The organism is Neisseria sp. P0001.S005 (assembly GCF_051963715.1).
The window spans coordinates 1-20,795 of sequence record NZ_JBQCTZ010000051.1; the positions used below are offsets into that span (position 1 = coordinate 1).

Below are 20,795 nucleotides of genomic sequence, written 5' to 3' on the forward strand. Positions count from 1 at the left end.
GCTGATAGAAATCGTTTCCCATTTTACTTTATTTATCGCCATTAATGGCAAAATTATTACTTAGTCATGATTAAAAAAATTATAACGACCTGTATGGGTCTCTTATTAGGACTGGCTCTTTTCGGTGTAGGTCTGATTGCAATTGCAATTCTGGTAACCTATCCAAAACTGCCGTCTTTGGACTCTTTACAACACTACAAACCAAAAATGCCGCTGACGATTTATTCTTCAGACGGCCAAGTCATTGGCGTTTACGGCGAACAACGGCGTGAATTTACCAAAATCGGCGACTTCCCCAAAATTTTGAAAGACGCAGTGATTGCCGCCGAAGACAAACGCTTCTACGACCACTGGGGTGTGGATGTTTGGGGCGTGGCGCGCGCCGCAATCGGCAACGTCATAGCCGGCGGTGTTCAATCCGGTGCCAGTACGATTACGCAACAAGTTGCCAAAAACTTCTACCTGAGCAGCGAGCGTTCGTTCACCCGTAAGTTCAACGAAGCCCTGTTGGCCTACAAAATCGAGCAGTCTTTAAGTAAAGACAAGATTTTGGAGCTGTACTTCAACCAAATCTATTTGGGTCAACGCGCTTATGGTTTTGCCTCTGCCGCCCAAATTTATTTCAATAAAAATGTTAATGAATTAACATTGGCTGAAGCCGCCATGTTGGCCGGCTTGCCTAAAGCACCTTCCGCCTACAATCCGATTGTAAACCCTGAGCGTGCCAAACTGCGCCAGGCTTATATTCTGAACAATATGCTGGAAGAAGGCATGATCACCCTGCAGCAACGCGATCAGGCTTTGAAAGAAGAGTTGCATTACGAGCGTTTTGTACAAAACATCGACCAAAATGCCCTGTATGTTGCCGAGATGGTGCGTCAAGAGCTGTTTGAAAAATACGGCGAAGATGCCTACACACAAGGCTTCAAGGTATATACCACCGTCGATACCGCACACCAGCGCGTCGCCACCGAAGCCCTGCGTAAAGTTCTGCGCAATTTCGACCGCGGCAGCAGCTACCGCGGTGCAGAAAACTACATCGACCTGAGCAAAAGCGATAACGTAGAAGAAACTGTCAGCCAATATCTTTCTACACTTTACACCGTCGATAAAATGATTCCTGCGGTTGTATTGGAAGCCTCACGCAAAGGTGTACAGATTCAGTTGCCAAGCGGCCGTAAAGTCACGCTGAACAGCCACGCTTTAGGCTTTGCCGCCCGTGCCGTCAACAGCGAAAAAATGGGGGATGACCGTATCCGTCGCGGCTCCGTCATTCGCGTTAAAGGTAGCGGCGATACTTTTACCGTCGTTCAAGAGCCTTTGTTGCAAGGCGCATTGGTGTCTTTAGATGCGAAAACCGGTGCAGTCCGTGCATTGGTCGGCGGCTACGACTACCACAGCAAAACCTTCAACCGCGCAACTCAAGCCATGCGCCAACCCGGCTCGACGTTCAAACCGTTCGTTTATTCCGCTGCTTTGGCAAAAGGCATGACTGCCTCCACCATGATTAACGATGCGCCGATCTCCCTGCCGGGCAAAGGTGCAAACGGTAAAGCGTGGAACCCGAAAAACTCTGACGGCCGCTATGCCGGTTACATCACGCTGCGTCAGGCTTTGACCGCGTCGAAAAACATGGTATCCATCCGCATCCTGATGTCGATCGGCATCGGCTACGCGCAACAATATATCCAACGCTTCGGCTTCAAGCCATCTGAAATCCCTGCCAGCCTGTCTATGGCTTTGGGTACAGGCGAAACCACTCCGTTGCGTATTGCAGAAGGTTACAGCGTCTTTGCCAACGGCGGTTACAAAGTATCTGCCCACGTCATCGACAAAATCTACGACAGCCAAGGCCGTCTGAGAGCGCAAATGCAGCCGTTAGTGGCCGGTGAAAACGCACCTCAAGCCATTGACCCGCGCAACGCCTACATCATGTACAAAATCATGCAGGACGTTGTCCGTGTCGGTACCGCGCGCGGTGCAGCCGCACTGGGCCGCTCCGACATCGCCGGTAAAACCGGTACCACCAACGACAACAAAGACGCATGGTTTGTCGGCTTCACCCCTAGCGTTGTGACTGCCGTCTATATCGGCTTTGACAAACCGCGCAGCATGGGCAGTGCAGGCTACGGTGGCACAATCGCCGTACCGGTTTGGGTAGAATACATGCGCTTCGCCCTGAAAGGCACCAGCGTCAAACCGATGAAAGCACCTGAAGGCGTGGTTACAAACGGCGGCGAAGTGTATATGCGCGAACGCATGACCACCAGCTCCGACCTGGCCTTGGACAACAGCGGCGTTGCTCCGCGTCCTGCTCAACCTGCCCGTCGTGCCGTTCCGAATGAAAACCGCCGCAGTGCCGAGAGCAACACTGCGCCAGCCCGTGAAGAATCAGACGAAACCCCAGTTCTGCCAAGCAATACCGGCAACAATAACAGACAACAACTAGACTCTCTGTTCTAATGTTCTCAAACAAGGCCGTCTGAAACGTTCAGACGGCCTTGTTTGAGAAAATTCAAAGCAAAACCATGATTGATTTACACTGCCATTCGACCGTTTCAGACGGCATGTTGTCCCCAACCGAAGTTGTCCGACTCGCCCGTCAAAACGGTTGCACCCTGCTCGCCCTGACCGACCACGACCATACCGGCGGACTTGCCGAGGCACGCACCGAAGCCGATACCCTCGGCCTCCCCTTCGTCAACGGCGTGGAGATATCCGTCACTTGGCGCGGCCGCACCATCCACGTTGTCGGCTTGGACTTTGACGAACACAACGAAGCACTGCAGAACCTGCTTGCCGAAGTCCGCAAAGGCCGTCTGAAACGACTGGAATCCATTGTGGCCAAACTGGAGAAAAAAGGCATAACAGGCGCGTATGAAGGCGCACTGGCATTGGCCGCCAACAAAGAAATGGCCAGCCGCACCCACATTGCCGAATTCCTCATCCGCGAAGGCCATGTCAAAAACAAACAGCAGGCATTTACCAAATATCTGGGAGACGGCAAATCCTGTTCCGTCAGACATGAATGGGCCACACTGGAAGACTGCGTAGCCGCGATTACAGGCGCGGGCGGCATGGCCATTATCGCCCACCCGATGCGCTATGAATTATCCGCCACCGCCAAACGAAACCTGTTTCAAGAATTTAAAAATCTCGGCGGCGCAGGGATTGAAGTGCACAGTGGCAACTGCTGTAAAAACGACCGCCTCAACTATGCCCTGCTTGCCGACCGTTTCGACTTTCTCGCCAGCGCAGGCAGCGACTTTCACCGCCCCAACGACTTCAGCGGCGGCATACTCGGCGCCTGTCCCGACTTACCCGAACAATGCCGCCCTGTATGGAAACACTTTAAGGCCGTCTGAATGCCTCACGCAAAAGGATTATCCTGCCAAAAAAGCAGCCTGCACCCCATCTCCCACCGAAAGACCCGAACCATGTGCGATTACTGCGCCGACCTTCGTCCCACCGTCCGCATCAAAACCCCGCAAAAACTGTCGCAAATGCTACTGCGCGCCGCCGACCGCCTGGCAGACGGCACGCTGGCCGACATCACCCTCGCCTACGCCAAAGTCCGGCGTATCAGTCCCGACTATGTTCAAACCTTCGCCCGCAGCGGTTACATCATCGACACCGACCCACAGGGCAACCGCCGCCTGCACGGCTGGTACGATTTCCTGACCCACTATTTCCAATGCACACACTGCAAAGCCGTGTTCGAGATTGATGCCGAAACCTACCACGGCAGCGGCGGAGAATGGAAAATGCTGGAAGAGGCGGCCAAGCGTTTTCAGGCTACCTGAAAATAAAAAATCAGCATATCTTTGGAAGCCATATCTGATAACGTGTTTATACAGCCGGGATATATGCAGTATTTTCTCCGGGCAGTATAACCGATGTTGAAATTTCCGTCGGATACACGACATCAGCGGCTGTCTCTGCTGAAATTTCACCTGCCAACTCATTGTAAATTCCTTTGTCGTTTTGGAAATCAATATCGGCAACCTTGCGCCTTTCCCCATTTTCCAAAACCACTTCTGATTCAAATAATATTTTATTATCGGCTTCATCTTTCAGATTGATTTCTGCAAAATCCAAAGAGATCGACTGGATATCCCAGTCGGACAATAGAGAAAGCTCTCCTTCCTCCGTTTTCCCGTTACTGTTTTCGTCATGCCAGATTCTTAGCTCGCCCCACAATTCATCATATTGATTAATGATATTATTATTGTCGCTGTCCAAATCTTTCAAAGCTTCTACGCCGTTTTCTGCGCGCTTGCCGTCAGACATAACTGTTGCCTCACCAAACATCTCCGTTCCGTCGTTTACCATGCCGTCTCCATTTTTATCCCAAACCAAAAAACCGCTGCCTTTTTTGAGCCAAGCCGTCTGTTCGGCCATCCCGTCGCCATCCATATCAAAACTCACTCCATCCTCCACCGAAGTCGTGAGCAACTCTTCTCCATACAGCTCGATAGCAAGAGGAGTATGGTAATTTTTGGCAATTTGGTCAAAATTCTGCTGAAGATTATCCACTCCGCCCTGTAAATCAAGTGAAATATTGGCTTTGTTCAGTAAATCCTGCAAAGCTTTCAAAGCTTCGTTTTCATTATGAATTTCTTTGCCTTTTCCTGATGCCTGTTCGGATTTTTGCTGTTCGACCAAAGCAGCCAAGCGGTTAACTGCATTGGAATGAAGCCTGCTGGCTGAAGTAATCAGTGCCGCATACGCACTTTTTGAGTAATTTACTAAATTATCGTTGAAGCTGACACTCTTGCCCGCGCTACCGATACCGAATTCAATCGCCCCCTGCTTTCCGCCTGAAGAATAATATAACGCTGTTCTTGCAGCCGTCGTTACCGTACCGTCTGCCAAACGGCTGTTTGCAGGTACAAATACCACCATCAACATAGGATTTCCACGTGTCATCATCGGCATCAGACTAAGCGGCATATTTGGATCGGTTTTCTGAAAGCGAACCCGCTCGTCACCTACGCCAAACAGTCTGTTGGGATGGTCAGGCGCTGCTTCATCCATTCCTGATTGCAGAATTTTTTGCTTTTCGGCTGGAGTTTTACCGTTTAGCAGGTTTGGATTGGTTTCCTTAAGGAATACAGATTTCGCCCATGTCCAATAAGTATGGCTGGGCTATCCGCTGGGGTTTTGGGTTTTCATTTTGTGGGCAAAATAATCAACAGCCTGTTGTTGGTTCATCGCCTTGATTGCTGCCGTATCCGATCCGTATTTGGTTTCTTTTGGGTTGTTCCGCAAATCAAACTGAAAACGGTTGTATTCGGCTTTTCCTTCTTCATAAACAAATCTTCGTGCATATTCATTCGCTGTTATATTGCGATTTCCATCAATATCAAGATCAAGCTTGGAAATTGTTTTCGACAAACCATGTCCTAACTCATGAGCCCAATCAGAAGCAGTCAGATATCTTTTGTCTGCCGTACCGAATACAATACTTCTATTTTCTTTACTGCCAATTAGTTTGCTTTGGAAAAATATGCCGGAATATTTAGTGTTTGCTTGAATACTCCCTAACCCCCATTGATTGATAAAGTTATGGGTTTGCCCCAGTAAAATTGAATCCCGAATAATCTGATTAACTTCCGAAACAGGCATCCCTAATTTTAAAAAATGCTGCCGGATTTGTGCTGTTGTAGCCATACCATATACCTTTAAAATTAAATACTATCGACTATCTGATAAGAAAGATGCTGGAAATATCATTAATGCATTTGTCTGTTGGATGCTGAAATAATATTCCTGCACCTTTCTCCTCCCTTATAACCAAATGTCTATCACTCCCGATCAAATGGTTGTTTTCATCTACTGCTACTTGTTTTACTACCGTATACCTAGGAAAAACTTGTTCTGTTCCATTGTTAAAGCATACGCTGACCGGGCTTAGGATATGAGATGAAACATAGGGTTTCGGCAAATCATCAGGATAACGGTCGTCAGGAAACAATGAACGGTATCGTTTTATATAATCAGGCGTTGCTTCGATTTCTAAAAAAGTGCTGCCGTCGTAGTCGGTCTGATGCACTACCGTAAAGCCGTCGGTCGGCCGTTTTAGCTTACGCCGCCTGTGTTTGAGCCATTTCTGCCGCTCTGCCTTGTCTTTCCATCTGAGTACCGCCTGTTTTTCTCCGTCAGGCCGCAAACGGCCGGAAAGCCGCAGATAGCGCCGGTACACGGGAATCTGCCACTTTTTCGCTAAATCTTCAGGCGGCATATCAAGCAAACAGGCACTATGCAGCGTGCCGGCCATCTGTCTGAACAAATTCTCGAAGCTCTCTACAGGATAAAGCTGCCCGCAGCCCGTTGCGTCATCCGCATATGCTTGAGAAACAGAGACCGTCTGAATGCCGCTATCGGCATGAGACAAAATGGGCAGCAACATGGCCGGCCACAGCAAAGCAGCTAAAAATTTCACACTCATCTCCTTCTTGATAAAAATTATTACTTGCATTGATATTATTTCCAATATTTTTTCACTGCAAGCACATTTGCACGCTAATTGAGACCTTTGCAAAATTCCCCAAAATCCCCTAAATTCCCACCAAGACATTTAGGGGATTTTTCATGAGTACCTTCTTTCAGCAAACCGCCCAAGCCATGATTGCCAAACACATCGACCGTTTCCCACTAATGATAGAAAAAGGTCGTCTGAAAACCGTTTTTCCGTTTTCAGACGACCTTTGTTCTTTGCTTGGTTTAAGCGGGTTACGCCGTTTTCTTTTCGCGTATCGGCAGGTTCAGCAAAGCCGCCGCCCCCGCCAGCACCGCATCGGCATACCACATCCAGCCGTAATCGTTGAATTGATAAATCACGATGCCGCCGATATACGAGCCTAAAAAGCCGCCGATTTGGTGGCTCAACATGGTCAGCCCGAACAGCGTCGCCAGATAGCGCGTGCCGAACAGTTTGCCCGTAATTGCAGCGGTCGGAGCGACGGTGGCGAGCCAAGTGAAGCCGAGCGCAGCGGCGAAAATGTAGAAATTGACGTCGGTTCTCGGGGCGGCAAGGTAGATCAGCACCATCGCCACGCGCGAGGCGTAGAGTCCGGATAAAACGTATTTGCCCAAAAACCGCCCCGTACACCAGCCCGAAAAAATGCAGCCCGCGATGTTCGCCAAGCCGATAATCGCGATCGAAGTCGAAGCGACCGAAGCGGGCAGACCGCAGAGCGCGATTTCGTTGGGCAGGTGGGTTACCAAAAACGCGATGTGGAAACCGCAGGTAAAAAAGCCCAAGTGCAGCAGGATGTAGCTTCGGTCTTTAAACGCGGTTTTGACCGCCTGCCCCAGCGTTTGCCCGTTTTCAGACGACGTGTGGTGCGTGGCGACAGCGTTTTTGCCGCCCGCCAGCCACCACGAAATCGGCAGGATCAGAAGTGCGATGCCGCTCCAAACGTAAAACGTTCCCGTCCAGCCGACGGCGGGCAACACCAGCAAACCCTGCACCAGCGGCGCAAACAAAAACTGCCCCGCCGAACCGCCCGCGTTGACCAGACCTGAAGCCAAACCGCGTTTGTGCGGTGGTACTTTCGCCGCGACCTGCCCCATGATGATGGAGAAACCGCCCGCGCCCGTTCCGAATGCAAAAAGCAGCCCAATTGCCAGCATCAGCCCCCAATAAGTCGGCATCTGCGGCACCATCAGACAGGCAGATGCCAACAGCAGCGCACCGCCGCCCAACACCTTAAACGCGCCAAAGCGGTCGGCAAGCGCGCCGGAAAGCGGCTGGGACAAGCCCCACATCAACTGGAAAACGGCGATAATCAGGCTGAACTCTTGGATACTCAGCTCGGTAGAGTCGACGACCGGACGGACAAACAGCCCCATAGTCATGCGCATACCGATGGTAATCAGCAGGATGGAGGCGGCAGCAGTGATAACCAGCCAAAGGTTAGGGGATTTTTGCTGTGTGTGTGTCATGGTTATGGTTTGTTTCTATGAAAAAATGCCGCCAAAACAAGCGGCAGGATAAAGGATTTTAGCAAACGGGCTGACGCAGGCTAAATAACACCTAATGCTTTGATTATAGCCAAAACCTCTATCCGCGCCACGTTGTCCGTTTCCTTTCTATCTGAAAGGCAGGGAATGGGATACGGGCAGAAATACGGCACATAAAAAACGGCAAAGGTCGTCTGAAAACCCGAAATCCGATTTTCAGATGACCTTTGTGTTTCTGCGTCCTGCGTTAGAACGATTTGACCAGCGACAGACCGACTTCGTTTTGTTTGTAGCTGTACAGCCAGTCGGTGTTGCCGTGGACGCGGCGGTGTTTGTAGCTGAGGACGGGTTTGAGACCGACGAATTTCCAGCGGTCCACGCCTATGCTGAGGCGGTAGGTTTGCTCTTTGTCGCGGCGGCGTTGTTCGAGTACGGCGTTTTCTTCGCGGTGGCTGCGGATGCCGAAGGTGGCGGAGGCGGAGGCGTCGAAGCCGGCTTCAAACATTTTTGCCGCGCCCAGCCGTGCGGAGATGAGGCGGTAGCTGTCCACCGGTTCTTTGGCTTTGCGCTGCTGCCAGTCTATGCCGCCATAGAGCATGATGTCGTTGCGCGGGAAGTAGGACAGGGTGTTGTAAACGGAGAAGAGGCTGCCGTCGAGCAGGCGGGTTTTGTCGGAATAGGAAAGGTGTTTCCACTCGGCTTCGGTGTTCCACGTCCAGTTGCCTTTGTCGAGGTTCCACTCGCTGCGCACGCCGTAGGCGCGGTTGAGGGTTTTGCCGCCGCTGCCGTTCCATTCGACAAGCGGGGCGAGGGCGAAGGTGTGGCGGTGGTTTTCAAACTGATAACCGGCGCTGAGGTTGAGCGTGTGTTCGTTGAAGTCTTTATGGTCGCGGTAGAAGCGGCCGTAGCCGAGCGCGCGGGCGGCGATGCCGTGATGTCCTTTAATCTGCCAGCGGCGGACGGCGGCGGCTTCGTATTTGATACCGTTGGCGGAAACGGGCTGGTCGCCTGAAAATTCTTCCCAGCATTCGCCGGCGATTTGGGTTTTACACCACACTTTGCCGCTGGCTTCGTTGATGTTGCTGTTGTGGACGGCGCCGACGGAAAGGCTGCCCTGCCAGCTTTGGCGTTGGTTTAGAGAGTCGCGGAAATGGCCGATGTTTTCTTTGACGGCTTCGGGCAGGTCTTCGTTTTGAAGGCGCATAAATTCGGAAGTGGCTTCGCGGTTCAGACGACCTTCAAAGAGCAGGCGGGCGTAATCGAGCCGTCCGCGCGTGAAGTCGGGATGGCGTTGCAGCAGGGTTTCGTAGTCTTGTTTGGCATCTTTCCACCTGCCTTCGCCGCGGGCGAGCGAGGCGCGGGCAAAGAGGGCGATGTCGGGGTCGTATTCGGTTTGCTGGGTATAACGCTCGAGCAGCGGGCGCACGGTTTGCCAGTCGCTGCGGTTGACGGCGTTAAACAGGGCTTCGCCTTGGTCGGCTTCGGGGTCGGTTTCGGCTGTCTGCCCGATGTGTTCGGCGGGAATGTCGAGACGGTATCCGCGCACTTTTTGTTCCTGTTCCTGCATGGTTTGGCGGGTGTCCTGCCACAGGCGTTGCGCGGTACGGTCGTCTGAAAAGTCGGAGCGTGGCGCGGCAAGGACGGGGGCGGCGAGAAAGAGGATAAGGCAGGCAGACGGTTTGTACATGGTGTCGGCTTTCCGGTCGGCGGTTTCAGACGACCTTGAGAAGGTTGGCGGGCTGGTGTTTAAAAAAGCCTGCGTGAAGCAGGCTTTATTTTACTTAACTCATTTTACTTAACTAGGGATTTTAGCGTTTTACACCGCCGTATGCCGTATCCAAGTTGCGGTCGGTTTTAAATTTGGCAACACCGGCCAGCGCGCTTGCGTTGTGACCGAAGAAGTGACCTTCGGTTTTACCGAAGTGGCCGTTGGCGCGGGCGTAGCCTTCAAACGATGCGTTGGACGGTTTGATGCGGGCATGGACATCCATGTTTACCGCGTTGTTTCTCATAGAACCCGCCAAGACGCGTTGACCGAAGTCTGCGCGCAAAGTACCCACCATCGAGTTGTTGCCGGTGTAGTTGTTGATACCTTTAACTGCGTAGTTGGCTACGCCTGATACCGGCATAGAGGTAGCGCGTTTGTCGCCAGAATAGAAAACGCCGCGATTTGGTGCCTTTAGCGTATTCTTTGCCGACCCACTCGCCGTAGTACACTTCAGAGCCGCCGCTCTTGATGGTGTTGAACGCATAGCGGCCGAGGTTTTGACGGGTGTATGCGTCGTTAACCTGTACGGTTTTCACGCCGTTGCGGTCTGCTTTTGCCGGAATGCGGTTTACGTTGGTGTAATACACTCCTGAACGGTAGGCTGCATTTTTCATCACTTTTTCGCCTTCGGCTTCAGATGCAGGCTTACCCCATTTTTTGCCGTATTTGTGATTTTTGTAGCCATACTCGAATGGGTTATAGGCATTATTAGCGGCAAATGCGCCTGCGCTGAACACAACAGCCAAAACAGCAGCGGTGGTTTTTTGCAGATTCAGTTTCATTGAACACTCCTTGAGGTAAAACGATGGTGGGGAAAATTATGTTTTCGTTGTGAGTAGAACATATCGTTATGTGAGGAGGTCTTTTTGTTCTACAAAACATTTTATAGGGGAAGTGTTAGCACAGAATTAGCAAATATCCTAAAAATCTCCAATAAGGCGAAAATATTTATTTTTAATTCGATACGACCTATATCACCTGCCCCCAAACGGCAAAGAATATATTGAAACTGCCTGCCCGATACACCATAATAACCCTATAAATACCCAGAACAAAGGTTAACGCCATGTGCCAACTGCTCGGCATGAATTGCAACACTCCCACAGACATCATGTTCTCTTTTGAAGGCTTTCGCCGCCGTGGCGGCATTACTGACCACCACGCCGACGGCTTCGGTATTGGCTTTTTTGAAGGCAAAGGCGTACGCTTGTTTCACGACGACAAGCCCAGCGCCAACTCGCCCGTTGCCGACTTGGTACGCGCCTACCAAATCAAATCTGAAAACGTTATCGCCCATATCCGCAAGGCCTCACAAGGCCAGACCTCGTTGGCGAACACTCATCCCTTCATGCGCGAGATGTGGGGCGAATATTGGCTGTTTGCACACAACGGCCATTTGATTGATTTTTTCCCCGAGCAGGGCGAGTACTACCATGCCGTCGGTTCAACCGATTCCGAACGCGCGTTCTGCTTTATCCTCAACCGCCTGCGCAGCCGCTTTGCCACCAAGCCCAAACCTGAAGTTTTGTTTGACGCCATTGCCGGCCTAACCCATGAAATCCGCCGCTTCGGTTTGTTCAACTTCGTCATGTCCAACGGCGACTGCCTGTTTGCCCACGCCAGTACCTTACTGCACTACATCGTGCGCAAAGCCCCGTTTGGCAAAGCGCGTTTGCTGGACGATGACGTGATGGTTGATTTTTCCACAGTGACCACGCCAAACGACAAGGTCTCCGTCATCGCCACCCTGCCCCTGACGCGCGATGAAACTTGGTCGCAGTTGGCAGTCAATGAATTGGTGATGTTTCAAGACGGCGATATCGTCCGCAGCGACCGCCCCGAAAATCCGGTTTATATGAGTGCGGAAGAAGGTTTGGAAATTGCCCGCGCCGTCGGCGTATCGGTTTAACGGTTGATTGACTGAAAAACTCAAGGCCGTCTGAAAAGCTCAACTTCACTCAAGTTGCCCTTTCAGACGGCCTTTTTATACTTAATCCAGCGAAAAAGCCTTTACTATACGAAAATAGCGCAATCCGCTACAATAATAGGTCACAAACAATAAATTCAATTGCTTAGCGACCTTGCCGAGCGTATGACAAGGAAACCCGATGAAGTGCCCGTTTTGCCAACACCCCAACACACAAGTAACCGACTCGCGATGGCTGGAAGACACCAACAGCATCCGTCGCCGTCGCAAATGCTTGGAATGCGGTCAACGCTTCAGCACCTTTGAAACCGTTGAAATGCGGATGCCGCAAATCATCAAATCCGACAGCACACGGGTTCCCTTCAATCCGCACAAACTGCAGACCAGCCTTGAGCGCGCGCTGCACAAACGCCCTGTTACGCAAGAACAAATCGATGAAACCGTTGCCCTTATCGAGCAACGCCTCTACCGTTTGGGCAAAAAAGAAGTCGCTTCGCACATCGTCGGCGAAATGGCGATGGAAGAGCTGGCAAAAATCGACCAAGTCGCTTATGTCCGCTTCGCGTCTGTCTATAAAAGCTTTAAAGACGTTTCCGAATTCACCCAAGTCATCGCCGAATGCAAAGCCAAATAAGGCCGTCTGAAACCATGTTTTCCGCACTTGATACCCAAATGATGCAAACCGCCCTCGAGCTGGCTAAGCTTGGGCGGTTTTCTACTTCCCCCAATCCCCGCGTCGGCTGCGTAATTGCACACGGTGCCCAAATCGTCGGACAAGGTTTCCACGTCAAAGCAGGCGAACCGCACGCTGAAGTTCATGCGTTGAGGCAGGCCGGAGTGGCGGCAAAAGGCGCAACCGCCTATGTCACGCTGGAACCTTGTAGCCATTATGGTCGCACACCGCCATGTGCCGAAGCGCTGGTTCATTCCGGCGTAACGCGCGTGGTCGCCGCCATGACTGACCCTAACCCGTTGGTCGCAGGCAAAGGCTTATCTATGCTGGAAGCCGCCGGAATACGTACCAAAAGCGGTTTGTTGGAAGCTCAGGCGCGCGAACTCAACCGCGGTTTCCTGTCGCGTATCGAACGCGGCAGACCGTTTGTCCGCCTCAAATGCGCCGCCAGTTTAGACGGCAAAACCGCCCTTTCAGACGGCCGCAGCTTTTGGATTACCGGCGAAGCAGCACGCGAAGACGTACAAATTCTCCGTGCCGAAAGTTGCGCCGTTTTGACCGGTATCGGTACCGTACTTGCCGACAACCCGAAACTCAACGTTCGCAGCTTCCCCACTCTACGCCAACCTGCGCGTATCGTCTTGGACAGCCGACTGCAAACTCCTTTAGACTGCCACCTCGTTACCGATACCGAAAGCCCGACCGTTATCGTTACCCTTTCCTCAGACGAACAACGTTTGCAGGCTCTACGCACATTTGAACATATCCGCATCATCAGGCCGTCTGAACACATCAACGGCCGTATCAATCTTCTTTCACTCATGCCGCAACTGGCAGAGTTTGGCTTTGGCGAAGTTCTGGTAGAAGCCGGCTCCACACTTGCTTCAGCCTTCCTGAAGGATGACTTGGTAGATGAAATCGTCCTCTACCAAGCGCCGAAACTGTTAGGCGCAGGCAAACCTCTTTTCTCCCTTTCTGAAAATCCGGCCGTCCTACTTTCAGACAGCCCTTGGCAAAGTCAATCAGTAGAAATCATCGGACAGGACATTAAATGGGTTCTCCGGAAAAAATCCATCTAATTGCCTAAACTTAATAATAAAATTACTTTCAATAGAATATATATATTATTTACATAGCAATAAATGTAATTTTTTCGTCAATATATTATAATGACTTTAGTGTATTCCAATTTAAAACTTTGACTTAAGTTAACTATCCTCAAGCTGATTGTCGACAAGTTTTCCTTTTTTTCATCACGAAATAATGGATTATTAAGATAAGTTAAGCCACGAAAATTTATTAAAAGTTTTTATTCTAGAAGGGTTTTAAACGGCATAAACGGTAGTTTCATTTCATGAACCATGCATTTGACAAAACAATATCTAAAATCAAAACATGTGGTTGAATGTAATTTCTAAAAATTAAGTATTCAAAAATACCGTTTCCATACCATAGAGGCCGTCTGAACGACCATTAAACTTTTTTGATTGAGACGAATCAGATAAGTGCTTATGATTTTGTCTAATGTAATTATAAGTATGGTTTTAAGGCTTCACACAATACGGCAGCCGGCTATGGCTATGCGGTTACAGCAAACAACTCAGGCATCGGGCAAACATCTCGATTTACTCATTCATTAAACGAAAGACATCATGAAAAACATTACGATACAAAAATTTGCCGATAAGACCGCAAAAATCGGCATCGTTGGCTTAGGCTACGTCGGTTTACCACTGATGTTGCGCTATGTGGATATCGGTTACCAAGTTTTGGGTTTCGACATTGACACCAACAAAGTCGACAAGCTCAACAAAGGCGAAAGCTACATTGAGCATATCCCTTCCGACAAAATTGCCGCTGCTTCCAACAGCCTGTTTGAAGCAACGACCGACTTCTCCCGCATCGGCGAAGTAGAAGCCGTTATTTTGTGCGTACCGACTCCGCTGAACAAATACCGCGAGCCGGACATGAGCTTTGTGATCGACACTACAGATGCGGTAAAACCCTACCTACGCGCCGGTCAAGTGCTGTCTTTGGAATCCACCACCTACCCCGGCACTACCGAAGAAGAATTGCTGCCGCGCATGGAAGAAGGCGGCTTGAAAGTTGGTCAAGACGTATTCTTGGTTTACTCTCCTGAGCGTGAAGACCCTGGTAACCCTAACTTTGAAACCCGTACCATTCCAAAAGTCATCGGCGGCCACACCCCTGATTGTTTGGAAGTCGGCCTTGCGCTGTACCAACCTGCCATCGATAAAGTTGTTCCAGTAAGCTCCACCAAAGCTGCCGAGCTGACCAAACTTTTGGAAAACATCCACCGCGCCGTAAACATCGGCTTGGTGAACGAGATGAAAATTGTTGCCGACAAAATGGGCATCGACATTCACGAAGTCATCAATGCCGCTGCAACCAAACCGTTCGGCTTCGTTGCTTATTACCCGGGCCCTGGCTTGGGCGGCCACTGTATCCCTATCGACCCGTTCTACCTGACTTGGAAAGCACGCGAATACGGCGTAAACACCCGTTTCATCGAGCTGGCTGGTGAAGTGAACTCCCATATGCCCGACTACGTTATCGAAAAAGTCGGCCTGGCTTTGAATGACCACAACCGTTCTATCAAAGACAGCAAAATCTTGGTATTGGGTATCGCCTACAAGAAAAACGTGGACGATATGCGTGAAAGCCCGTCTGTGGAAGTGATGGACCGCCTGCACAAACTGGGCGCAGTGGTTTCCTACTCTGACCCGCACGTTCCAGAGTTCCCGCACATCCCCGGCCACCACTACTTCGACCTGAAGAGCGAAGCGCTGACCCCTGAAACTGTCGCCCAATACGATTGCGTGGTTCTGACCACCGATCACGACAAATTCGACTATGACATGATTACTGAACATGCCAAGCTGATTGTCGATACACGCGGCAAATTCCCAGTAAAAAATCCTAAAGTCATCAAAGCATAATCTTGCTTCAGACGCATCCGGCTGCCCCGGTTTCCTCAACCGGCACGGCGGCCGGTTTCCCAAGGCCATTTGTTTTTCAGACGGCCTTGGCAAACCGGCAACGGTAACAACACATACCTTACGAAAAACGCTCAGCTCGAACTTCTGGCCGTCTGAAAACAAATAATATGAACGCGAAAAAAATCCTCGGCTTCGCATTGGGCCCGGTAGGAAGCGCCGCTTTCGGCCTGCTTTCCCTGCCACTCATCTCATGGTACTTCCCTGCGGAAGACATCGGCCGTATCGTACTCTTGCAGACCATTGCCGGACTGAGCATTCTGCTCTTGGGCTTGGGACTGGACCAATCCTATATTCGCGACTATTACGCCGTTAAAGACAAGGCCGCGCTGTTCAAATCCGTTTTTTTATCGCCATTGATTCTGACGGTGGCGGTTGTGGTTTTAGTGTTACTGATAAACGCATCATGGCCGTCTGAAATCATTTTTGACATCCCCAGTGCAAATTTGGGGATTCTCTTTCTGATTTTTTTGGCCACCACGCTGATTACCCGTTTTTTAGCTCTGATTTTGCGGATGAAAGAGCAGGCATTGGCTTTTTCCGTCAGCCAGCTTGCGCCGAAATTCTTGATTTTGGTGTTGGTTTTTGCCATGATTGCTTCCGGCTTGCCTACCAATACTACTTCGCTGGTTTTTACCTACACCGCAGCCCAAGTGCTGACCGTTGTACTGTTGATATATCAGCTGTGCCAAGACCTGCAAGCCGTTTCCCATGCGAAATGGTCGCCCGAGCTGCATCGGGACGGCCTGCGCTACGGCCTGCCGCTGGCATTCGGCAACTTGGCCTATTGGGGCCTGACTTCGATTGACCGCTTTGTCCTCAAAGACATCTCGGGTTTGGACGAATTGGGCATTTATTCGATGGCAGTCAGCTTTGGTGCCGTCGCCCTGATTTTCCAAAGTGTGTTTTCCACCATTTGGGCGCCTTTGGTTTTCAAATGGGTAGAAGAAAAAACCAATCTGGACAAAATCGGCGACATCACGCTTTCCATGACAGTCCTCATCAGCGCAATGATTTGCCTCATTGGGATTTTCTCGCCGATGGTGACCTGGATACTGCCGGAAAAATACACACAGGTTCAATTTATCCTGCTCTCGTGTATGCTCTTCCCCCTGTTTTACACGCTGACCGAAGTCAGCGGCATCGGTTTGAACGTCGTCCGCTCGACTTGGCTGATTACCGTCATTAACATCGTTGCCTTTATCGCCAATACCGCCCTGCTCTATCTGCTGGTACCGAAATTCGGTGCAAAAGGTGCGGCTATGGCCAGCGCAACGGCTTTTTGGCTGTTTTTCATCTTTAAAACTGAATTCTCTTCACGCCTATGGCAACCTTTGCCGCGCCTGAAGATTTATACCAACTCAACGCTCTGCCTGATAATCTGCCTTGCCTACACTTGGCTGGGTACGCGCGACAACTACATCTGGTTTGCGCTGGCATGGGCAGTAGGACTGGGTTTCCTGTTCCTAAAATACAAACATGCACTATTTGCCGCGACCGAAAAAATCAAAGTCAAATTAAACCGTTCAGCAAAATAGCCAACCTGAGATTCATGTCTCTACGATAACAACAGAACGACTATGAAAATAAAACGTCTAAATTTATACACTTACATCCTATATATCATGCTCGCAGCCTATATGCTGGCGCCTGCGCTGTCCTTTAAGGTCGGCGTGCCGCGTATCGACAACCCGCTGACCCTGATATTTGTACTGCTTGGTTTTGTCGTATTTTTTCTGGAAAGCAAGCATATTCCGCGCAAGATTTTTGCCATGCTCTGCGCCCTGACCGCCATGTGCATCTGGCCTGCCATCCACATGGGTATTACGTCGCTGACGCCGACGCAGTACATGGATATTTTGTTTTTTATGGCGATTCCGGCTTTCTTCTACTTGTTTTACCAAGTATCGAAACGTGCCGACGACCCTTTGGGAACGATTCAAAAATTCCTCATCGTATTTACGCTGTTTATCGCCGTGCCGCCTTTTGCAGAGTTGGCCACCGGCATTCAGTTTGTGAGCGCCAGCGATGAGTTGGCTATTGATGAAGGTTCACTCAAAGGCTTGTTCTTTAACCCGAACAACCTTGCCGCCACCGCAGTCTGCCTTGCACCTGCCATTTTGTTTTTCTTCCAACTCCAAGGACGAAAACACAAAGAAAAACTACTGGGCTGGGGTTTGTTCCTGCTGTTGGGCATGGCCATTTTCGCCAGTGTATCGCGTACCGCCATCGGCTGTTACCTGTTGATTTTGCTGGTTTATACGGCCTATCGCAAAAACGGTTTTATTACAGTCGGCGTAGCTGGTTTGCTGGCGTTAGTGTTGTCGATGATTCCGTCACGCGCGATTGCGGAATTTTTGCTGTCGCTCAACGGCAACCAGTTTTTGGAACGTTTTTCCAGCCGCGTGTACCTCTTCCTGTACGACTTGGGCAGCGACAACTCCGTGTCCTACCGTCAGGAGATTTACAACTACTTCTGGAACAATCCGCCCCTGCTGCTGACCGGTTACGGTCCTAAAAACTTCCGCGAATATTTCGGCGGCCACTTGAGTAACAGCGTGGGTTTTGAAAATCCGCACAGTTTTATCATCGAACTGTATTTGGGTTTCGGCATAATTTCCCTGCTCGGCTTTATTGCATTTGTAGCGTTTTATTTCCTCTACACTGCCTCAAGCCGTGCACTAACCAATAAATCACGCGTACTGGCTTGGGTTGCCTTGGGCATTTTCCTGCTGGCCGGTTTTATTCCATCCACCATTTTGCGTATGCCGTTTATCTGGCTGCCCTGCCTGCTGATTTTTATTTACAGCGTATTTGTTGCACCCAATCTGAAAGATATGGCCGCTTACGCATACAACGAAACACTATACGATACGAAGAAACCATCATGAAAATCATCCTGACTACCTCCATGTCCGGCCTCGGTGGCACTGAAAACGCCACTTTCCGCCTCAGTCGCCTGCTCAAACAACGCGGACACGATATCGTATTGGCCTCTTCAGACGGCCCTTTGATTCAGGAAGCGCAAGCATTGGGCATCCGTTGGCAGCCGATTGATTTTTACCAAGGCGGTCTTTTGGGTTACGTCAAAGGCATGTTTGCCTATATGAAACTGCTGAAAAAAGAAAAACCTGATGTGATTCACTGCCAAATGGCGCGTATCGTTCCGGCCTGCGCCATTGCGGCCAAGTTTGCCTCGCCGAAAACCAAAGTGTTCTACCACGCGCGCGGCCTTGATCCGGAAACTTATCCAAAAATTGCCAAGCTTTTCGACAAGCTGGGCGTGTACATCATCGGCAACTGCAAACACGAACGCGAAAAACTCATCCGTTACGGTTTCCCTGCCAACCGCATCACCTACACTTACAACGCCCTGCACAAAGCAGATTTCGTTCCTGAAAAAACGGTCAAAGACTATGTTCAACTGGGCACGCTTTCCCGCTTGGACACCGTCCGCGCCGTGCATCTGATGTTGGATATTTTGAAGAAAATGATTGACCGCGGTATGCCTGTACGCCTCAACGTTGCAGGTATCGGCGAAGAAATGGACAACCTCAAAGCCCAAGCCAAACGTTTGGGCATTGAAGACAAAGTCACCTTCCTCGGCGGCGTCCGCGACTTGACCGGCTACTTCAAAGAAGTCGATATTTTGGTGAACACGCCGCATTGCGTGGGCGACCACGGCGCAGGTGTCGGCAACAATATTTTGGAAGCCGGCCTTTACGACACGCCTGTCGTGACCTACAACATGGCGGGTATTTCCGAAATGGTCATTACCGGCCAAACCGGCTACTGCATTCCTTTTGGCGATGACGAAGCGTTTATCGAAGCCGTCGATACACTCATCAAGCAGCCCGAGTTGCGCGAAAAGATGGGCAAAGCCCTGCATAAACACGTTGAGACCTTGTGTTCCGATGATGAAATCTATCGCACCACAATGGCCGCTTACGATATGTGAGGTCGTCTGAAAATATGAACATCACCATCGTCGCCCCCTACTGTTCGCTGCCGTCCGAGCCGCACTTCAACCGCTTCTGGTATCTTGCCGAGCTGTTGTCGCAGTCTCATGACGTGCTGCTGATTACCAGCAATTTCAAACACTACGACAAATCTTTCAGACGACCTGAAGATGCCGAATCTGCCTCGCAAGGTCGTCTGAAAGTCATGCTGCTGGAAGAGAGCGGCTACGGTAAAAACGTCTCGCTGGACCGCGTCAAAAGCCATCATGTGTTCGTCAAACATTTTGAGCAATGGCTGAACAACTGCCGTCCGGGCGAGCAAGACGTCATCTTTTCCGCCTACCCGCTGATCGCCACCAACCTGCTTTTGGGCGAACACAAAGCGCGTTTGGGCTACAAGCTGATTATCGACGTACAGGACGTATGGCCGGAGTCTTTCTCCTCGGTCGTGCCGTTTTTGAAAAAAATCCCGCACAACCTGCTGCCCTTCTCCTCCCGCGCCAACCGCGCCTACCGCTACGCCGACGCGCTGGTTGCCGTATCGCAGACTTATCTCGACCGCGCCAAAGAAGCCAATCCGAACGTACCCGGTGAAGTCGTCTATATCGGTGCTGACTTTCCCAAACTCGATGCCGCGCCTGCCAAAGATTTTGGCGACGATAAAACCCGCTTTTTCTACTTGGGCACGCTCAGTTACAGCTATGACGTGGAAACCGTGTGCAAAGGCGTTCGGAAACTTTTGGGCGACGGCGAAAATGTAGAGCTGCACATCATGGGCGGCGGCCCCGATTTGGACAGGCTCAAACAATACGCCTGCGACGGCATCAAGTTCTACGGCTACATTCCTTACGCCGAAATGATGTCGGTCGCCAAAGGCTGCGACATCTCCGTCAACGCCATCCATTCTTACGCCATGCAGTCGATTACCAACAAACTGTCCGACTATATGGCTTTACAAAAACCGATTCTGAACAGCCAAGTCAACGACGAAGTTGCCGAAGTCCTTACCCTGCTGCCGCATGCGAACTACCGTTCCGGCGATGTGGACGGTTTCGTTCAAGCCGCCAAAGATATTTTGAAGCGCAAAAACGATCCCGTTCAGTCCGAAGAAATCGTCCGCCGCTTCAAACGCGACGTTGCCTATCAAAAAATCGTCAACCTGATTGAAAGATTAGCTCATGAATAAATTTTTCAAACGCCTGTTTGACATTGTTGCCTCCGCTTCAGGGCTGATTATCCTGTCGCCTGTGTTTTTGATTTTGGTGTACCTCATCCGCAAAAACCTAGGCTCGCCCGTGTTCTTCATCCAAGAGCGGCCGGGCAAAGATGGCAAGCCGTTTAAAATGATTAAATTCCGCTCCATGCGCGATGCAATCGATAAAGACGGCAACCCGCTACCGGACAGAGAACGCCTGACCGATTTCGGCAAAAAATTACGTGCCACCAGTTTGGACGAACTTCCTGAATTATGGAATGTCTTAAA

At 50.6% G+C, this 20,795-nt stretch carries 18 protein-coding genes and 1 pseudogene; 12 read left to right on the plus strand and 7 right to left on the minus strand.

The features are described 5' to 3' along the window. The first annotated feature begins 66 nt into the window (after positions 1-66). The 3 genes from ACTHSP_RS08585 (at position 67) to ACTHSP_RS08595 (ending at position 3,803) form a co-directional block, all read left to right on the plus strand. Positions 67-2,463 carry a penicillin-binding protein 1A gene (locus ACTHSP_RS08585; RefSeq protein WP_371464559.1) on the plus strand — a complete coding sequence of 799 codons (2,397 nt, stop codon included), beginning with the start codon at positions 67-69 and terminating at the stop codon, positions 2,461-2,463. A 65-nt stretch (positions 2,464-2,528) separates the two neighbouring features. After that, positions 2,529-3,365 carry a PHP domain-containing protein gene (locus tag ACTHSP_RS08590; RefSeq protein ID WP_440345958.1) on the plus strand — a complete coding sequence of 279 codons (837 nt, stop codon included), beginning with the start codon at positions 2,529-2,531 and terminating at the stop codon, positions 3,363-3,365. Beyond that, positions 3,366-3,803, plus strand: a complete 438-nt coding sequence (locus tag ACTHSP_RS08595) for a hypothetical protein (RefSeq protein ID WP_241479500.1) — start codon at positions 3,366-3,368, stop codon at positions 3,801-3,803. Between the two features lie 46 nt (positions 3,804-3,849). Here the strand turns inward: ACTHSP_RS08595 and ACTHSP_RS08600 are convergent, their stop codons facing one another. From ACTHSP_RS08600 to ACTHSP_RS08630, 7 genes and pseudogenes are all read right to left on the minus strand, one after another. After that, complete coding sequence (locus ACTHSP_RS08600) at positions 3,850-5,037, minus strand: hypothetical protein (RefSeq protein ID WP_318250443.1); 1,188 nt, start codon at positions 5,035-5,037, stop codon at positions 3,850-3,852. 111 nt (positions 5,038-5,148) lie between these two features. After that, positions 5,149-5,673 (minus strand): hypothetical protein, encoded by a 525-nt coding sequence (locus tag ACTHSP_RS08605; protein WP_318250442.1) that lies wholly within the window; start codon positions 5,671-5,673, stop codon positions 5,149-5,151. Positions 5,674-5,704: 31 nt separating this feature from the next. Next, the gene (locus ACTHSP_RS08610) at positions 5,705-6,451 is read right to left on the minus strand and encodes a hypothetical protein (RefSeq protein ID WP_107810729.1); all 747 of its coding nucleotides are present in this window, start codon (positions 6,449-6,451) and stop codon (positions 5,705-5,707) included. Between the two features lie 284 nt (positions 6,452-6,735). Then, positions 6,736-7,950 (minus strand): MFS transporter, encoded by a 1,215-nt coding sequence (locus ACTHSP_RS08615; RefSeq protein ID WP_049350753.1) that lies wholly within the window; start codon positions 7,948-7,950, stop codon positions 6,736-6,738. Positions 7,951-8,215: 265 nt separating this feature from the next. Then, the gene (locus ACTHSP_RS08620) at positions 8,216-9,655 is read right to left on the minus strand and encodes a porin family protein (protein ID WP_049350754.1); all 1,440 of its coding nucleotides are present in this window, start codon (positions 9,653-9,655) and stop codon (positions 8,216-8,218) included. A 121-nt stretch (positions 9,656-9,776) separates the two neighbouring features. Further along, entirely contained in the window at positions 9,777-10,220 is a 444-nt protein-coding gene (locus tag ACTHSP_RS08625) for a Slam-dependent surface lipoprotein (protein ID WP_440345959.1), read from the minus strand. Then, positions 10,219-10,518, minus strand: a pseudogene (locus ACTHSP_RS08630) (Slam-dependent surface lipoprotein); the annotation flags it as partial. The gene ACTHSP_RS08625 and the pseudogene ACTHSP_RS08630, both read right to left, overlap by 2 nt. Before the next feature lie 284 nt (positions 10,519-10,802). On the opposite strand from ACTHSP_RS08630, the gene ACTHSP_RS08635 reads away from it, so the two are divergent. The 9 genes from ACTHSP_RS08635 to ACTHSP_RS08675 all read left to right on the plus strand — a co-directional run. Beyond that, the gene (locus ACTHSP_RS08635) at positions 10,803-11,645 is read left to right on the plus strand and encodes a class II glutamine amidotransferase (protein ID WP_049350755.1); all 843 of its coding nucleotides are present in this window, start codon (positions 10,803-10,805) and stop codon (positions 11,643-11,645) included. 199 nt (positions 11,646-11,844) lie between these two features. After that, positions 11,845-12,297 carry a transcriptional regulator NrdR gene (gene nrdR, locus ACTHSP_RS08640; RefSeq protein WP_049350756.1) on the plus strand — a complete coding sequence of 151 codons (453 nt, stop codon included), beginning with the start codon at positions 11,845-11,847 and terminating at the stop codon, positions 12,295-12,297. Between the two features lie 14 nt (positions 12,298-12,311). Continuing rightward, on the plus strand, positions 12,312-13,415 hold the full coding sequence (gene ribD / locus ACTHSP_RS08645) for a bifunctional diaminohydroxyphosphoribosylaminopyrimidine deaminase/5-amino-6-(5-phosphoribosylamino)uracil reductase RibD (RefSeq protein WP_049350757.1): 1,104 nt from the start codon (positions 12,312-12,314) through the stop codon (positions 13,413-13,415). Positions 13,416-13,988: 573 nt separating this feature from the next. Further along, on the plus strand, positions 13,989-15,296 hold the full coding sequence (locus ACTHSP_RS08650) for a nucleotide sugar dehydrogenase (RefSeq protein ID WP_049350758.1): 1,308 nt from the start codon (positions 13,989-13,991) through the stop codon (positions 15,294-15,296). 167 nt (positions 15,297-15,463) lie between these two features. After that, the gene (locus ACTHSP_RS08655) at positions 15,464-16,891 is read left to right on the plus strand and encodes an oligosaccharide flippase family protein (RefSeq protein WP_440345960.1); all 1,428 of its coding nucleotides are present in this window, start codon (positions 15,464-15,466) and stop codon (positions 16,889-16,891) included. A 42-nt stretch (positions 16,892-16,933) separates the two neighbouring features. Next, entirely contained in the window at positions 16,934-18,244 is a 1,311-nt protein-coding gene (locus tag ACTHSP_RS08660) for an O-antigen ligase family protein (RefSeq protein WP_440345961.1), read from the plus strand. Then, positions 18,241-19,311 carry a glycosyltransferase family 4 protein gene (locus ACTHSP_RS08665; protein WP_440345962.1) on the plus strand — a complete coding sequence of 357 codons (1,071 nt, stop codon included), beginning with the start codon at positions 18,241-18,243 and terminating at the stop codon, positions 19,309-19,311. Before ACTHSP_RS08660 ends, ACTHSP_RS08665 begins: the two co-directional genes overlap by 4 nt. A gap of 14 nt (positions 19,312-19,325) precedes the next feature. After that, a complete protein-coding gene (locus ACTHSP_RS08670; RefSeq protein ID WP_049350762.1) occupies positions 19,326-20,498 on the plus strand; it encodes a glycosyltransferase in 1,173 nt (390 codons plus the stop codon). Next, a partial coding sequence (locus ACTHSP_RS08675) for a sugar transferase (RefSeq protein WP_440345963.1) occupies positions 20,491-20,795 on the plus strand: 305 nt, incomplete at its 3' end. The genes ACTHSP_RS08670 and ACTHSP_RS08675, both read left to right, overlap by 8 nt.

Excerpts from the sequence above, each read along its gene's own strand:
- ACTHSP_RS08585 (WP_371464559.1), top strand. The coding sequence starts at position 67 with ATGATTAAAAAAATTATAACGACCTGTATGGGTCTCTTATTAGGACTG.
- ACTHSP_RS08590 (WP_440345958.1), top strand. The coding sequence starts at position 2,529 with ATGATTGATTTACACTGCCATTCGACCGTTTCAGACGGCATGTTGTCC.
- ACTHSP_RS08595 (WP_241479500.1), top strand. The coding sequence starts at position 3,366 with ATGCCTCACGCAAAAGGATTATCCTGCCAAAAAAGCAGCCTGCACCCC.
- ACTHSP_RS08600 (WP_318250443.1), bottom strand. The coding sequence starts at position 5,037 with ATGGATGAAGCAGCGCCTGACCATCCCAACAGACTGTTTGGCGTAGGT.
- ACTHSP_RS08605 (WP_318250442.1), bottom strand. The coding sequence starts at position 5,673 with ATGGCTACAACAGCACAAATCCGGCAGCATTTTTTAAAATTAGGGATG.
- ACTHSP_RS08610 (WP_107810729.1), bottom strand. The coding sequence starts at position 6,451 with ATGAGTGTGAAATTTTTAGCTGCTTTGCTGTGGCCGGCCATGTTGCTG.
- ACTHSP_RS08615 (WP_049350753.1), bottom strand. The coding sequence starts at position 7,950 with ATGACACACACACAGCAAAAATCCCCTAACCTTTGGCTGGTTATCACT.
- ACTHSP_RS08620 (WP_049350754.1), bottom strand. The coding sequence starts at position 9,655 with ATGTACAAACCGTCTGCCTGCCTTATCCTCTTTCTCGCCGCCCCCGTC.
- ACTHSP_RS08625 (WP_440345959.1), bottom strand. The coding sequence starts at position 10,220 with ATGCGTTCAACACCATCAAGAGCGGCGGCTCTGAAGTGTACTACGGCG.
- ACTHSP_RS08635 (WP_049350755.1), top strand. The coding sequence starts at position 10,803 with ATGTGCCAACTGCTCGGCATGAATTGCAACACTCCCACAGACATCATG.
- nrdR (WP_049350756.1), top strand. The coding sequence starts at position 11,845 with ATGAAGTGCCCGTTTTGCCAACACCCCAACACACAAGTAACCGACTCG.
- ribD (WP_049350757.1), top strand. The coding sequence starts at position 12,312 with ATGTTTTCCGCACTTGATACCCAAATGATGCAAACCGCCCTCGAGCTG.
- ACTHSP_RS08650 (WP_049350758.1), top strand. The coding sequence starts at position 13,989 with ATGAAAAACATTACGATACAAAAATTTGCCGATAAGACCGCAAAAATC.
- ACTHSP_RS08655 (WP_440345960.1), top strand. The coding sequence starts at position 15,464 with ATGAACGCGAAAAAAATCCTCGGCTTCGCATTGGGCCCGGTAGGAAGC.
- ACTHSP_RS08660 (WP_440345961.1), top strand. The coding sequence starts at position 16,934 with ATGAAAATAAAACGTCTAAATTTATACACTTACATCCTATATATCATG.
- ACTHSP_RS08665 (WP_440345962.1), top strand. The coding sequence starts at position 18,241 with ATGAAAATCATCCTGACTACCTCCATGTCCGGCCTCGGTGGCACTGAA.
- ACTHSP_RS08670 (WP_049350762.1), top strand. The coding sequence starts at position 19,326 with ATGAACATCACCATCGTCGCCCCCTACTGTTCGCTGCCGTCCGAGCCG.